Annotated in this window: 12 protein-coding genes; 3 read left to right on the top strand and 9 right to left on the bottom strand. The window is 44.2% G+C overall.

What is annotated here, in order from left to right:
- Positions 1 to 471: 471 nt before the first annotated feature.
- The gene (locus GWR56_RS09015) at positions 472 to 3,009 is read left to right on the top strand and encodes an ATP-dependent Clp protease ATP-binding subunit (protein WP_162430784.1); all 2,538 of its coding nucleotides are present in this window, start codon (positions 472 to 474) and stop codon (positions 3,007 to 3,009) included.
- A 60-nt stretch (positions 3,010 to 3,069) separates the two neighbouring features.
- Here GWR56_RS09015 and GWR56_RS09010 read toward each other — a convergent pair whose 3' ends face one another.
- Genes GWR56_RS09010 through GWR56_RS08995 form a run of 4 tightly spaced genes read right to left on the bottom strand, consistent with a single transcriptional unit; the run spans position 3,070 to position 7,539 of the window.
- Complete coding sequence (locus GWR56_RS09010) at positions 3,070 to 4,140, bottom strand: carboxypeptidase-like regulatory domain-containing protein (RefSeq protein ID WP_162430783.1); 1,071 nt, start codon at positions 4,138 to 4,140, stop codon at positions 3,070 to 3,072.
- Between the two features lie 36 nt (positions 4,141 to 4,176).
- Positions 4,177 to 5,325, bottom strand: coding sequence for a carboxypeptidase-like regulatory domain-containing protein (locus tag GWR56_RS09005; protein ID WP_162430782.1), 1,149 nt, complete (start codon positions 5,323 to 5,325; stop codon positions 4,177 to 4,179).
- A 20-nt stretch (positions 5,326 to 5,345) separates the two neighbouring features.
- Positions 5,346 to 6,413: a carboxypeptidase-like regulatory domain-containing protein gene (locus tag GWR56_RS09000; RefSeq protein WP_162430781.1), complete on the bottom strand. Its 1,068-nt coding sequence runs from the start codon at positions 6,411 to 6,413 to the stop codon at positions 5,346 to 5,348.
- A 25-nt stretch (positions 6,414 to 6,438) separates the two neighbouring features.
- Positions 6,439 to 7,539, bottom strand: a complete 1,101-nt coding sequence (locus GWR56_RS08995; RefSeq protein WP_162430780.1) for a carboxypeptidase-like regulatory domain-containing protein — start codon at positions 7,537 to 7,539, stop codon at positions 6,439 to 6,441.
- A gap of 136 nt (positions 7,540 to 7,675) precedes the next feature.
- Between GWR56_RS08995 and GWR56_RS08990 the strand changes: the two genes are divergently transcribed.
- Positions 7,676 to 8,086: a hypothetical protein gene (locus GWR56_RS08990; RefSeq protein ID WP_162430779.1), complete on the top strand. Its 411-nt coding sequence runs from the start codon at positions 7,676 to 7,678 to the stop codon at positions 8,084 to 8,086.
- A gap of 157 nt (positions 8,087 to 8,243) precedes the next feature.
- Here GWR56_RS08990 and GWR56_RS08985 read toward each other — a convergent pair whose 3' ends face one another.
- The 4 genes from GWR56_RS08985 to GWR56_RS08970 all read right to left on the bottom strand — a co-directional run bounded on the left by GWR56_RS08985 (position 8,244) and on the right by GWR56_RS08970 (position 13,563).
- Complete coding sequence (locus GWR56_RS08985) at positions 8,244 to 9,056, bottom strand: enoyl-ACP reductase (protein ID WP_129876133.1); 813 nt, start codon at positions 9,054 to 9,056, stop codon at positions 8,244 to 8,246.
- A gap of 127 nt (positions 9,057 to 9,183) precedes the next feature.
- Positions 9,184 to 10,884, bottom strand: a complete 1,701-nt coding sequence (recN, locus tag GWR56_RS08980; protein WP_162430778.1) for a DNA repair protein RecN — start codon at positions 10,882 to 10,884, stop codon at positions 9,184 to 9,186.
- Positions 10,885 to 11,071: 187 nt separating this feature from the next.
- Entirely contained in the window at positions 11,072 to 13,102 is a 2,031-nt protein-coding gene (locus GWR56_RS08975; RefSeq protein WP_162430777.1) for a M56 family metallopeptidase, read from the bottom strand.
- 86 nt (positions 13,103 to 13,188) lie between these two features.
- Complete coding sequence (locus tag GWR56_RS08970) at positions 13,189 to 13,563, bottom strand: BlaI/MecI/CopY family transcriptional regulator (RefSeq protein ID WP_162430776.1); 375 nt, start codon at positions 13,561 to 13,563, stop codon at positions 13,189 to 13,191.
- 287 nt (positions 13,564 to 13,850) lie between these two features.
- Between GWR56_RS08970 and GWR56_RS08965 the strand changes: the two genes are divergently transcribed.
- Positions 13,851 to 14,621 carry an MBL fold metallo-hydrolase gene (locus tag GWR56_RS08965; RefSeq protein ID WP_162430775.1) on the top strand — a complete coding sequence of 257 codons (771 nt, stop codon included), beginning with the start codon at positions 13,851 to 13,853 and terminating at the stop codon, positions 14,619 to 14,621.
- Here the strand turns inward: GWR56_RS08965 and GWR56_RS08960 are convergent.
- Entirely contained in the window at positions 14,618 to 15,037 is a 420-nt protein-coding gene (locus GWR56_RS08960; RefSeq protein ID WP_162430774.1) for a response regulator, read from the bottom strand. The genes GWR56_RS08965 and GWR56_RS08960 overlap by 4 nt on opposite strands.
- Positions 15,038 to 15,055: the final 18 nt, after the last annotated feature.

Below are 15,055 nucleotides of genomic sequence, written 5' to 3'. Positions count from 1 at the left end.
GTTATGCTTTGTACTTAGGGAGAGCAAATATATAACTTGAAATGTGGAATGGTGGATAATTTTCATTACAAATTCATCTGTTAACTTGTATCTTTCATTGTAAATTGGTTGGTTTGCTAACAAAGGGTTTGTTTATCAAACTATCATACACAAGCATGCCGTATTGTCATAAACAGTGACTATTTGCCCTGCTTTGTTATAATAGTTTCGCAATACCCGTAATTAGGTTAAACTATTTGGTGCCCAACATATCAAATAATATAAGTTTAACCGTTTATTATTACTGCTCAGGTTGTTTGTGGGGCATTAATTCGCCATAAAAAGTTTATTTTAACAGACTATCTATCATAAAATTGTCTGTTTCCGGTAAAGCAAAAAAGTTGGCAATATTGTTGATAAATGTTATAACAATCGTCTTGACAGGTAAAAACAAATTTATAGATTAGGACGATCATAATCAGAAAGGTATATATGGAAGCTAAATTTTCGCCACGGGTTAAAGATGTGATACAGTATAGCAGGGAAGAGGCGTTACGCCTTGGGCATGATTATATTGGTACAGAGCACCTTTTACTTGGCCTCATCCGCGATGGTGATGGTGTGGCAATCAAATTATTAAAAGGGCTAACCGTTGATACCGCTAAATTACGCCGTGCTGTTGAGGATGCTGTAAAAGGAACCATTGGCACCAATGTACATATAGGCAGTATCCCGTTAACCAAACAAGCCGAAAAGGTTTTGAAAATAACATACCTTGAAGCTAAGATCTTTAAAAGCGATGTGATAGGCACCGAGCACCTGCTGCTGTCTATCCTGCGCGACGAGGACAACATTGCCTCGCAGATACTGATGCAGTTTAATGTAAACTACGAAGTGTTTAAAAGCGAAGTGGAAGCCAACAAAAACGATGTTACGGACGAGATGCCAGGATCATCAACAGGCGGCGACGACGATTTTAAGGAAGACGACTCGTTCACCCAGCCTAAAAAGGTTTCGGATATCAAATCGAAAACACCGGTGCTGGACAATTTTGGCCGCGACCTGACAAAAGCTGCCGAAGAAGGCAAGCTTGACCCCATTGTGGGCCGCGAAAAAGAAATTGAACGCGTATCGCAGATATTATCGCGCCGCAAAAAGAACAACCCTATCCTGATAGGCGAGCCGGGCGTTGGTAAAAGCGCCATTGCCGAAGGCCTTGCCCTGCGCATTGTACAGCGCAAGGTATCGCGTGTATTGTTTAACAAACGCGTGGTTACGCTTGACCTTGCATCGCTTGTGGCAGGTACAAAATACCGCGGCCAGTTTGAGGAGCGCATGAAGGCCGTGATGAACGAACTTGAAAAATCGCCGGATGTAATTTTATTTATCGATGAGATACATACTATAGTTGGCGCAGGCGGCGCATCGGGCTCGCTTGATGCCTCGAATATGTTTAAGCCCGCCCTGGCGCGTGGAGAGATACAATGCATCGGCGCAACCACTTTGGATGAGTACCGCCAGTACATTGAGAAAGACGGCGCTTTGGACCGACGTTTCCAAAAGGTGATGGTTGAACCGGCCACCCCCGACGAAACTGTTGAGATACTTAACCGTATTAAAGAAAAATACGAGGAGCACCACGGTGTAACTTACACCGAAGAAGCTATTAATGCCTGCGTGGCTTTAACCACCCGTTACATTACCGACAGGTTTTTACCGGATAAGGCTATCGACGCTTTGGATGAATCGGGTTCGCGTGTGCATTTGACCAATATCCATGTTCCACAGGAAATTCTGGATATCGAGGCAAAGATAGAACAGATAAAAATAGAAAAGAACAAAGTTGTACGCAGCCAGAAGTACGAGGAAGCTGCAAAACTGCGGGATACTGAAAAACATTTACTTGAAGAGCTTGAACAGGCCAAATCGCTGTGGGAAGCCGAAACAAAGTCTAAACGTTACACCGTAACTGAAGATAATGTTGCCGAGGTAGTGAGCATGATGACCGGCATACCGGTACAGCGTGTTGGCCAGGCCGACAGTACCAAGCTGTTGGCCATGAGCGAAACCATTGGAAGTAAAATTATTGGCCAGGACGATGCTATTAAAAAGCTTACCCGCGCTATACAGCGCACACGTGCCGGCCTTAAAGACCCTAAAAAACCTATAGGCTCGTTCATATTCCTGGGCCCTACCGGCGTGGGTAAAACCGAACTGGCCAAAGAGCTTGCACGCTTTATGTTTGATACCGAAGACGCGCTGATACAAATTGATATGAGCGAGTACATGGAAAAATTCGCGGTATCGCGGTTGGTGGGTGCGCCTCCGGGCTATGTTGGTTACGAAGAAGGCGGGCAGCTTACCGAAAAAGTACGCCGCAAACCATACGCCGTTGTATTGCTGGATGAGATAGAAAAGGCACACCCGGATGTGTTCAACATCCTGCTGCAAGTATTGGATGAAGGCCAGCTGACCGACTCGCTGGGCCGCAAGGTTGATTTCAGGAACACCATCATCATCATGACATCCAACATCGGCGCACGCCAGCTGAAGGATTTTGGCCAGGGCGTAGGTTTTACTACCAGCGCGAAAGCTATTCAGGCCGATTCGCATTCGCGCGGTGTGATAGAGAACGCTTTAAAACGTGCTTTCGCCCCCGAGTTTTTGAACCGTATTGATGATGTTATCGTGTTCAACTCATTAGGTAAAGACGAGATCTTCAAGATCATCGATATCGAGCTGGGCTTCCTGTTTGGCAGGGTGAACAGCCTTGGTTACAAAATAGAGCTAACCGAAGCTGCCAAGGAGTTCATCGCCGAAAAGGGTTACGATTCGCAGTTTGGTGCAAGGCCGCTTAAACGCGCCATCCAGAAATACCTGGAAGACCCGATTGCCGAAGAGATACTGAAAGGCGAACTTACCGAAGGCGATACCCTGATGGTTGATTACGACAAGGAAACCAACGAAATAAAGGTTATCGACAAAAAGAACGACGACGCCAAACCAAAAGAAGAGGAAGAACAGAAGTAATTGCTCTTAATAATAAAAGCCCGCTTGTTATGCAAGCGGGCTTTTTTGTGTGCCTGGCATTTAATTTTCATTTGGCCAGTAATCTATTGGCAATAGCTGCGCTACCCTGCTGTTTCCCCAGGCATAGTTAAATACTACACCCATTGGGTTTAAAATTGTACCGTTGCCGTCAAAATAAAGGTATGGGTCTATAAAGCCAATTGTTGCATACTGCGGGTGCGTGTTTGCTGCCTTGCCCCTGGCTTTGCGGGGTTTGTAATATACTTCGAGGGGGGTATTGTAACCCAGGGCAAATATGCCGGCAGTATCGGTACGGTGTACATAATCTGCGGGCTGCAAAGCAGTGCGCGAGGTGCTCTTGTTGCCGGTAAACCCCTTTACGGTTACGTAACTGCTAATGATCTTCTTGGTTTCTACCGAGTAACCGCTGTCTACCCGGTCGGCCAGTATTTCGCGCAAAAAGTGCGTTGGCGAACCGTAGTAAACCTTCATTCGGTTGCTTTTCCATTGTTTAACCTGGTTATCATTGCCATCCAGTTCCTCAAACAGTACAGCTCCTTCATATATAAGTTTATTTTCGTTCCTATCCACCACAAAACGGGTTATCAGGTATTTTAACTTATATCCCAAAGCGTTATTATTGATTTCCAAAAAATCATCAGAACTACCGGTAAGCACATTGCCGTCCCTGTTGTACTTTAGTGTTAAAACATCAGGATTTACTATTTCGCACTGCCGTGCATAGCCTGATGATCCCAGAAATTGCTGTGTAAACTCCTTTAGCTTTTTTTCGCGCCTGGGGTCAAGCTCTATCTTTACTTCACCCAGCATGGTTGTTTTTGGTAAAAGCTTTATGTCGGGCAATACCAGGTCAGTTTTTACCATCAGCGTTTGGTGATACACTTCATACCCTATCACGCTTACCGTCAGATCATGCTGGCCGGTATTTAAATTGCTCAAAATAAAGGTTCCGTCGCCTGCCGACTTTGTGCCGATGGTTTCGTTATTTAAAAACACGCTCGCATCCGGTACGGGCTTACCATCGGTTGCGTTTATAACACGGCCACTTATTTTAAATTGCGCGAGGCAAGTAACAGGGAATAATAACAGTAAGATGAATAAGTACTTCATAAACTTTGAAAGCGTTTTATTTATATCTCATTCAAATTAATGGTTTTTGGCCGGGTCAATATCCCTGAGGGGTGGCCGGTAATCAATAGGCAATAGTTCGGCAACGCGTGTTACCGCCCAATTATATCTGAAAGAGGCCCCAGTAGGGTTTAAGATGGTGCCGTTGAGATCAAAAAGCAGATTATTATCAATAAAATCGATGCTGCCTATTTGTCCACGGTTTCCATACTCTTGTCCCTCGTTCGTCCTAAGGTGTTTTACCCCCGGTTTATAATAAAACACATCCAGGTCTTTGGGGTAACTAATTGCATATATTCCGTGTTTGTCTGTTCGGTGCACATAGCTTTTGGTTTTTAGTGTATCATACCTCAACATAATATAAAAGGTGGGGTATTCACCCGTAACTGGATCTAAGTGACTTCCCCGTTGTGCTATGGTATCAATATGATCTATGCAAAAAGGCCTCACCATATAATCAGAGTCTACCTTGCCGGCCAATACCGTGCGCAAATAATGCGTTGGCGACCCATAATAAACCTTACGTCGATTCTTTTCCCATCGTACCTTTTCTTCTGCTGGCCCTTCTTTTTCTTCAAACAACACATAACCTTCATAAACCACATTGAACGCCTTTTTATCTAACCTGAAATTATTAATTAGATACTTTAATTTGTAGCCAAGGGCATTGTTTTCGATTTCTAAAAAATCGTTGGTACTTGCAGTAAGAATTTTTTGATGGTCGCTGAACGTTAGCTTCAAAATATCAGGATTAACGATAGTGCACTGACGCCAAAAAAGCGCCCTGCCCAAAAACTGCTCCTTAAACATAGCTAACTTGCGGGCACGGTACGGGTCTTTACCGGCTATAACTACTTCGTTCATCATCATTAATTTAGGAAGCAGTTTAATATCATCCATTGTTATGTCCCTTTCTACAGATATGGTCTTGCTAAAGCGCTCGTAACCTATAGCGCTAACTATCAGGTTATACTGGCCGGGGTTTAGGTTCCGCAAAGTAAATGAACCGTCGCTGCCTGCCTTAGCCCCAACCGATGTATTATTGATGAACACACTGGCATCGGGTATGGGTTTGCCATCGGCAGCGTTTATCACACGGCCGCTTATTTTAAATTGCGCGAGGCAAGTAAGGGGCAATAAAAAAAGTATGATAAGGAGGTGTTTCATAAACTTAAAAATACTAAAGATCAATCAACCGGCCAATAATCAGACGGTAGCAATTCGGCTACCCGGCTTTTTCCCCACTGGTAATTAAACAGCGCCCCGGTAGGGTTAAGAATGGTACCGCGCGTATCAAAATATAGATATTCATCAATAAACTGAATGCCCGCCACCTGGCCGCGGTTACCTTTTTCTGTTCCGTTTGCATAGTGGAGCGAATGCGCTACCCCGGGGCCATAGTAAAAAATATCAATACCACTGGGGTAACTCAACGCGAACACGCCCCTGCGGTCTGTTTTGTGTACGTATTTCACCGGCGCCAAAGTATCGTATAAAACTTTTCCGTTATCTATTTTTTTTATGCAAAAGCTTCGCACCATGTAATTGGCGTCGGCCTTATCGGCGAGCACCTGCCTTAAGAAGTGCGTTGGCGAACCAAAGTAAGTACGCCGGCGGTTTTTTTCCCATTTTCCCTTTTGCTCGGCCGTGCCTTGTTTTTCTTCAAATAATACGTCGCCTTCATAACTTACGTTCAGGGTAAGCCGGTCTAAAACAAAGTTGTTAACCAGGTATTTTAGCTTATAGCCAAGTGCATCGTTATCAATCTCTAAAAAGTTGTTGGTGTGAACGGTGAGCACGTCTTCGTGCTTGCCAAAAACCAGAATCAGCTCTTCCGGATTCAATATAGTGCATTGCCTTGCAAAAGCCGACCTGCCTAAGAACTGCTCCTTAAACATCCTGATCTTTCGCGCGCGCTTACGGTCTTTACCGGCAATAACCACTTCGTTCATCACCATGGTTTTCTGCAGTAATTTAATATCCGGGAGATTGACATCACCATTTACCATAATGGTTTGGCGATAAGTTTCGTAACCTATCACCCTTACTATCAGATCGTATTGGCCGGCGCTTAGCCTGTTCAGCGCAAATCTTCCGTCATCGCCAGATTTTGTGCCGATAGTTGCATTATTTAAAAACACGCTGGCATCAGGTATAGGTTTACCATCGGCAGCGTCAACAACCCTTCCCCTGATATTAACCTGGGAAAAACACACGGCAGGAAACAGCAATAAAACGAATAAAAAGTGTTTCATAGATAAGCTGAAAACTAATATACCATTACTTCTCCTTGGGTGTATAATCAACAGGTAACATTTCTGCAACACGGCTTTTGCCCCAATTGCCCTCAAAAGTTATTGCAGAGGGGTTTAGTATTACTCCATTTGTATCAAATAACGCGTAAGGCCCGGTAAAGGATGCTATAGTTGTTAAGTAATTTGGCATATGCAGCAACCGGTAAGTGCTGTTGTATCGGTCATCCTCGCGCTTTTTGGTATACATAATATACAGGCAGTCGGTAAACTTCAACGCGAACAGGCTTTTCTTATCAGTGCGAACCGTAAAATCAGCCGGGGTTAGCGGGACATTTACCAACGTTTGGATGTATTTGTCGTTAAAACCTTTGGCGTCGGGGTTAGGTTTTCTGATCAGCCTTAAAACTTCAAAGCCATAACCCGTTATATTATTACCTATCGCGGCGCGTAAAAACTGCATAGACGAGCCCTCGTAAGCCAGTTGTCGGTTCTTTTCCCAGCGCTCTTTTTCCCTGGCCGTACCCTTCATTTCTTCAAATAACGCCGAGCCCTCGTAATATACCAGGCTGATCTTCGAGTCTTTTATAAACCGCGATAAAAGATATTTAATATGGTAGCCCAAAGCCTTGTTATCTATCTCCACAAAACCGGATGACGACCCTGTTAGCTGCAGCGCGTTTTTGTCCCACTCCAGGTCAATGGTTTCGGGGTTAAGTATTGTACACCGCAGGGCCATAGCAGAGGTGCCCAGGAACTCTTCTTTAAATACATCGTAGTTCCGCTCCCACGCGGGGTCGGGCGTAATATTTACTTCTGCCAAACTTGTTATTTTAGGGGTTAACCCTATATCAGGTAAACTGATGTTGTCGCTGGCAACCAGCACCTCACGGCGATAGGTTTCATAACCAACAACGGTTATGACCAGTTCGTACTGGCCCGGCCTAACGCCGCGCAATACAAAAGAGCCATCGGCGGCGGACTTATTGCCTATGGTTGCGTTGCTTAAAAATACACTGGCATCGGCTACATCACTTTTATCTGTAGCGTTAACCAGCTTACCCGTTATACTTACCTGCGCATAGCAGGCAAACGGGATAAAAAAAAGCATTGCCAAAAACCTCTTCATTAAAAATAAATGTAAAACTAATTAGTTAGTTATTTAAACCTTTTTCAAAATATAGCGTCTTCTATATATAAACACATTATAAAAACGTTATGATAGGGTTCATAGCCGGTTTTATGATCAAACAAATAATTATCACATGAAAAAACTACTATCTATCCTATGCGTGTCGGTTATTTTACTGACTGCTGCTTCGTGCAAAAAAGAAACCGTTATTGGCCCCAGCAACAATTTTACCGTTGTTAAAACTGTAAACGCTTCAGATTGGTCGGACTTTGATGCGAATACCTTATCGGTAGACCTGAATGTTCCCCAGCTTGATAATGATTACAACGAGAGTGGCGCTGTATTGGTGTATATCTCTTATGATAACAACACTCACGATGCACCGTGGGAGCAGATCCCCGAAACTTTTGACGGCGAAGCCTTCAGCTTTACCCACAACCCGGGGCACGTAACCCTTTACAAACAAAGGTCGAGCGGTTCTGGTGCACCAAATGATACCGACCGGATATTTGTAAAAATCGTACTGATAGATTCGCAGCAGTAATTCTGCAGATCTAACTGAAAAACAAAAGGCCCCGATAATTATCGGGGCCTTTTGTTTTTATTAGTCTGAGTTTGTCGAAGAATCAGCCAGTATTTAATGGTTCGATAGGTTCACCATGACAACTCGCATTTTGTCAGCCCGAACATACTGGTTGTTATTATTTTTCCATCTGCTCTATCACAGCAGCAGTAACGCCGGTGAACGAGAAGCCACCATCATGGAAAAGGTTTTGCATGGTAACCATTTTTGTTAAGTCGCTAAATAAGCTTACGCAGTAATCGGCGCACTGGTTAGCATCGGCATTCCCCAGCGGGCTCATCTTTTCGGCATAGTTGATAAAGCCATCAAAGCCCTTTACACCACTGCCTGCCGTGGTGCGTGTTGGCGACTGCGATACGGTATTGATACGTACATGTTTTTTAACACCGTACTGGTAGCCAAAATTACGTGCAATGCTTTCCAGGTAAGCTTTATTATCGGCCATATCATTATAATCAGGGAATACACGCTGCGCGGCAATGTAAGTTAGTGCTACAACCGATCCCCACTCATTTATAGCATCCAGTTTCATGGCTGTTTGCAGCACGCGGTGAAAACTCAACGCCGATATATCAAGCCCCTTGTGGGTAAATTCGTAGTTATTATCGGTGTAGGCAATGCCTTTGCGCACGTTTACACTCATACCTATCGAGTGTAAAACAAAATCAACGCCGCCGCCAAAATGCTCCATGCTTTTGGTAAACAGGTTGGTTACATCCTCATTACTGGTTACATCCGCCGGGATAACAGGGGCATTACATTCCTCTGCAAGTTTATTCAGTTCGCCCATGCGCAAGGCCAGCGGCGAGTTGGTTAAAACTATTTCGGCACCTTCTTCGTGGCAGCGCTGAGCCACTTTCCAGGCGATGGATTGCTCGTTAAGGGCACCAAAAATAATTCCTTTTTTACCTTTTAATAAATTGTAAGCCATTGTTTTTAGTTTTATAAGTGGGTAAAGTTATGTTTTATTTACGATTTTAGATTTACGATTTTAGATTGAGTTGCAAATCGGCATTCGAGGCACTCAATCGTAAATCTAAAATCGTAATTCGTAAATTTTAAAAACTCAGCAACTCCTTCGCATTTTGCAGGGCGCTTTCGCCGGGGTTATCGCCGCTCAGCATTTTGGCAATTTCCAGTACCCGTTCGTTATCCTCCAGCTTTTTGATGCACGTTTTTGTTACCGTTGACGAATCATCCTTATAAACAAAATAATGGCTTTTACCCTTGCCCGCAATTTGCGGCAGATGGGTTATGGTTATTACCTGCAGGTTTTGCGCCAGGCGCTCCATCACCTGCCCTACTTTGTTGGCCACCTCGCCGCTTACGCCCGTATCTATCTCATCAAAAATGATGGTTGGCAGGGCGGTGTATTCGGCTATGATAGATTTGATACTCAGCATCAGCCTGCTCAGTTCCCCGCCCGATGCTACCTTGCTCATATCCGCCAGGGCATGCCCCTTATTTGCCGAAAACATAAAGCGGATAGTATCGATGCCGTTGGCCCCCAGCCCCCCTGAAGGGGGATTGCCCGTACTAACTCCCCCTTTAGGGGGGTGGGGGGCTGCGTTTTGCTCTATCTCTAATACAGCATTTGGCATTCCCATTTCGGTAAGGCCGGCCAAAACTTTATCCTGTATAACCGGGATAGCTTTGGAACGGTTGGCCGATAGCTCTTTCGCTATTTCTTCCAACTCTTGTTTATTTGCTGCGATCTGCTTTTGCAGCTTCTCTACTGCTTCGTCGCCAAACACAGCCTGTTGGATCTTGTCGCTAAGGTCGTTCTGTATCTGCAGCAGGTCGGCGTTAGTTGCAACTCGGTGTTTTTTCTGCAGGTTGTACAACATGCTTAAGCGTGTGTTTACTTCTTCGGCCCGGGCCTCGTTGGTAAAGGTTCGCTGTTCTATGTTTTCCAGTTCGCCGGCAATATCCTTTAGTTCTATCAGCGTACTTTTAAGCCGCTCATGCAGCTCTTCTACCTCGGAGTTATACTTTTCGATGGTTGATAGCTGTTGTCCTGCTTCCCGCAGTTGTATAATAGCAGATGTTTCGCCCTCGTGCATCAGGTAATGCGCGCCTAACAGGTTACGCTTTATTTCCTCAGCATTAGTTAGTATGGCCAGCTCCCTTTCAAGCCCCTCCTGCTCATCAGCGGCAATTGCTGCCTTTTCCAGCTCGTCAAACTGAAACTGGTAGTAATCCAGATCGGCCTTCGCTTTATCGTTTTGGGCTATCAGTTCATCAAGCTGCTTAAGCGATCTTTTATACGCACGGTATTTAGTTTGATAGCTGCTCAGCAAATCGTGGTGGCCGGCAACGCCATCAACTACCAGCAGTTGAAATTCGGGGTCGTTTATTTCGTAAGTGGCATGCTGCGAGTGTATATCTATCAGCTTTTCACCAAGTTGTTTCAGGGTGGTAAGATTTACCGGGGTGTCGTTTACAAACGCGCGCGATTTACCGTCGGCAGATATTTCCCGGCGCAAAACCGTTTCGCCCTCATAATCCAGGTCGTTATCCTCAAAAAAAATATTCAGCTGAAATTCGGCTATTCTGAAAGAACCCTCTATTACGCATTTTTTCTGCTGATTAAAAAAGTACCGGCTCTCGGCACGCTGTCCTAAAATAAGCGACAAGGCACCTAAAATGATAGATTTACCCGCCCCGGTTTCGCCGGTAAGGATATTTAACCCCTTATCAAAATTGATCTCGAGGTTATCTATCAGCGCGTAATTGTGTATGGTTAGCTTTTGAAGCATAAAAAAAGTATCCCCGTTTTTGAGGATACTAAATTACTAATTTTAATAGGATTTGTATTGGTGAATGGTTGATTAAGTTGATCGGTGAGTAGTTCTAAACTATCCAACACTCCCCGATCAACTATTCGCCTGATCTTACTTGTTCTCGGCTTTTTCTGCTTTCTCTTTTTCGGCTTTCTCGGTCCGGCTATCTGTATTGTTGTTGTTTATTATTATTGTCGTTATCGTTATCCTCGCTCTTCCAGTACGACATTTCTTCCGGGTGCGCTTTGCGATACTCTGCTAACTTCTTTTTAAACTCAGGCGTTTGCGTATAAGCCCTTAGTTTCTCAGACGCTTCTCGCAGCAGCTTTTGCTCCTGTTTAACACTGGCATTACCGGTATAGCCACGCATCTTTTCGCCCAGCCTGCGCATTTCTTCCTGTTTCAGTTTAATATCAGGGTTATTAAATGCCTCGCGCATATCCGCACCGGCGGCACGCATTTGCTCTCGCGCTTTACGCACGTCGGGGTTATCAAAGCGGGCGCGCATTTGTTGGCCCAGGTCGCGCATTTGCTTGGTTGCCTGTTTTATTTCGGGCGATAGGGTCTTATCCAGTTCGGCCTGGTATTTTTTGTAATTCTCGTCCTTATCGGTATGGTAGTCGCGTTGGCTGATGCCGTACTGTTTCATCAGTTTGTCGTTCATGGTTTTAAACTCGGGCGAGTTAAAGTACTGCTCCATTTGCTTACCTAACACCTCCATCTGTTTGCTCATCTGTTCGGTACCCACCTCTTTGCCGGCATACAATTTGTCAAACTCGGCGGCGGCCTTTTCCTGGGCAGCAGTTGCCTGCTTAATTTTATCGCTATCGTAAAATGCGCTTACTTCGTCGCCCAGCTTACTCATCTGATCGCTCTGGGCTTTAAACTCCGGGCTATCATAATATCTGCCTACGGCATCAGCGTGTTTTTCAACCTCTTTGCTTAAACGTTCCAATTCGGGATCGTTTAATCCGTTGTAGTTGTAACGGTAACCGTAGTTAAAGCTTTTTGCATCCTTTTCGGTCTTAAATTTAGCTTTTAGTGCCGCGCTGGCTTTAACATTTGCCTTGGCTGTGGCCTTAACCGCTTTTGCCTGTGCCTTTACTGCCTTTTTTGCAGGTACGGTATCTGTCGCCAATAATTTTGTTATAGCCGGGTTTATGGCCTTTAAGGATATTTTCCCTTCTGCTATCCGGGGGTTAAGGATGGCTAAACTGCCAATACTTATGGTTAATATAAGCATGGCCACTAATGTTGGCCTTACGCTTGGGGTTTGTTTTTTTGTTTTCATGATTCTTTCGATTCGGTTTAATAAATGGTACTTTTTGCCTGTTACAGCCAGCGCTAACTGTAACTCGTTTTGGCGGTTTTGCTCTAACTTGAATAAAGCTTTCGCATATATAACAGGGTTTTGAGTAGCGTTTACAACCATATCGTCGCAGCTGTTCTCGCGTTCTTCGCCTATTATTTTATTGATGAGTAACACGCACGGATTAAAAAATAACAACGTGGTTATAACTTGCTGCAGCAGATTAAGCACATAATCGTTACGTTTAATATGAGCCAGTTCGTGCAGTAATATGGCTTCAATTTCTTCGGCACCCAGGTAGGTAGACAAGGTTAACGGCAATAATATAACCGGTTTAATATACCCTACAATACAGGGCACATCAACCATTTTGCTAAAGCCAACCTTCACTTTCTTGCCGATATCAAGCTTTTTAGCAAGGCTGCCTATTTGCTGCTGCAGCTGCACACCAATACTCATGGTGCGCTTTATACTGCGTATTTTTTTATGGGCCAGCACTATTCTTACCAGGTTCAAAAACAACCCGGCAACATATAACGCGGTTACATAGGGCAGGTACTCTTCTATACTGTAGTAGTAACGTATGGTTTGCTCATTAAACTGGCGTATATTGGCAGGCAGTTCCAGTATTATAGGCATGTTGGCCAGGTTAGCAGGCTTTGCCAGCCAATCGTATACCTGTATCTGGTGTACCAGCGTATAGGCAAACCAACCTGTTATAACCATTAAGCTTCCCATTGCCAGCATATATTTTGTAGATGATGGTAACTTGCCTGCAACCAGCAATACTACCCTAAGCAAAAAATAGATTAGCAACCCCTGCCATAACGAGTGGATAATGGTTATCCCCAAAACCTGGCTAATGTTATACAGTATATTTTCCATAACCTTTAAATTCTAAATCATAAAAGGGAAGCTCTAAATCCTAAACCCAGACCTCCAACTACTTACACCTGACTACTCACTATTCACTACTCACCATCACCAAACTGTTTCAAATAATCTTTTATCGCGTCTATTTCATCTTTTGAAGCCCGGTGCTGGCCCAGTGCCTGTATCACCAGGTCGGATGTAGAGCCCTTAAACACTGTCGACAAAATTTTATCCAATGCGCCCTGTTGAGCCGCTTCGCGGGTTATCAAAGCCGTATACAAATGGCTTTTAGCCGTCGTATCGCGCTCAACCAAGCCTTTCTCGTGCATTATCTGCATTAGCTTAAGTGTGGTTGTATAGCCCGAGTCCTTATTTTTGGCAAGCTCCTCGTGTACATCGCGTACGCTGCACTTCCCCTTTTTCCATATCACCTGCAATATTTCCAGTTCGCTTTCCGTCGGTTTCAAATCCATGTTTCTAAAGTTATACGAATTTCTTCGTACAAATATGTACGATAGTTTTCGTATATCAAAATTTATTTAAAAATATTTTTTAATTGATCTTACCTAATAGACGTTAAGCGAATAAAAACGTTACAGCGGGCATTTAAATCAGCTATAGAATAAACCGGTAATATCTAATTGCGGGGTTTTAACCCGGGGGGATCAAAGGTTTCAAGGCCATGTTAAAGCTAATGTCATTTATCCACCAACATTCCCCGCTTAGCTTTCTGCACCTTATATTTGCGCAAACATTAGTTATGGAAATTTTTGCTTTGGGCGAGGGCTCATACTCAGTTGATGCTACCAAAAAATTCATTCCCTTTAACCCCGAAACGGATAGCAAGAGGGACCGCCCGGGCTCATTGTTCATTCATGTCAATCCTTTCCTGATAAAAACCGCTACCGATCTCATCGTACTTGACGCCGGCCTTGGCTATAAGGACACCCGCGACGAACTGTTGCTGCATCAGCATATCCGCAACGCAGGTTTCGACCCTGACGATGTTACCCTGGTGCTCATGTCGCACCTGCATTATGATCACTCGGGCGGGTTGGTGGTTGAGCGTAACGGCCAACTGGAACCAAGCTTCCCGCAAGCTAAACATGTTATCCAACGCCGGGAGTTTGAATTTGCCTTAAGCGGCGCATCCTCATCATACCATAAAGAAATTTTTGAAGCGTTGAGGGATAAAGCCGATATTGATTTTGTTGAAGACAGCGGGGAGTACCAACCCGGTATTAAATTTGAGCTATCTGCCGGCCACAGTAAGTTTCACCAGGTGTTTTGGATAGATATTGAAGGACAAAAAGTATTTTTTGGAGGCGATGAACTCCCCGAACCCGAGCAACTGATAAGAAAGTTTGTAGCTAAATACGATTATGATGGCAACCGCGCCGCGGGACTGCGTATACAATACGGACAAAAAGCCGCAGCCGAAGGTTATACCTGTTTATTTTATCATGCACGGGCGACACCAATAGGAACTGTTAGTTACCGCGACGAACAGTTTGTAGTTACGCCGGCTTAATTTGACGATACTCCGAAAAGCTCTTTTATTTTCTCAACATTAAGCGGCTTTGAGATAAAATCTTTTACCAGTGGGTATGATCGGGCCTTGTTGATGTCGTTACTGAACACCGATGATGAAATAATATAGATCTTGCTTTTACCGAGCGGGTCGAGGTTTAAGCGCTTGTATTCGTCCAGAAATTCCCAGCCGTTCATGATCGGCATATTGATATCCAGCAGGATGTAGTCGGGCAGCTTACTCGGATCTTTACGTTGAATATCAGCCAGTTGATCAATAGCAAATTTGCCGTTAAGGCATGCCATAATATCAGAATTGGTCAACGCTTTCTTTATCAACTTTATCGAAATAAAGTTATTTATCTCATCATCATCAACCAATAAAACACTTACTGTTTTGTCGTTATTAAGGCTCATAGGGTCTTATACGGAATT

It is taken from the genome of Mucilaginibacter sp. 14171R-50, from assembly GCF_010093045.1.
GTDB lineage: Bacteria > Bacteroidota > Bacteroidia > Sphingobacteriales > Sphingobacteriaceae > Mucilaginibacter.
Note: the sequence above shows the minus strand (reverse complement) of the source record. Positions and strands in the feature narration are given on the sequence as shown.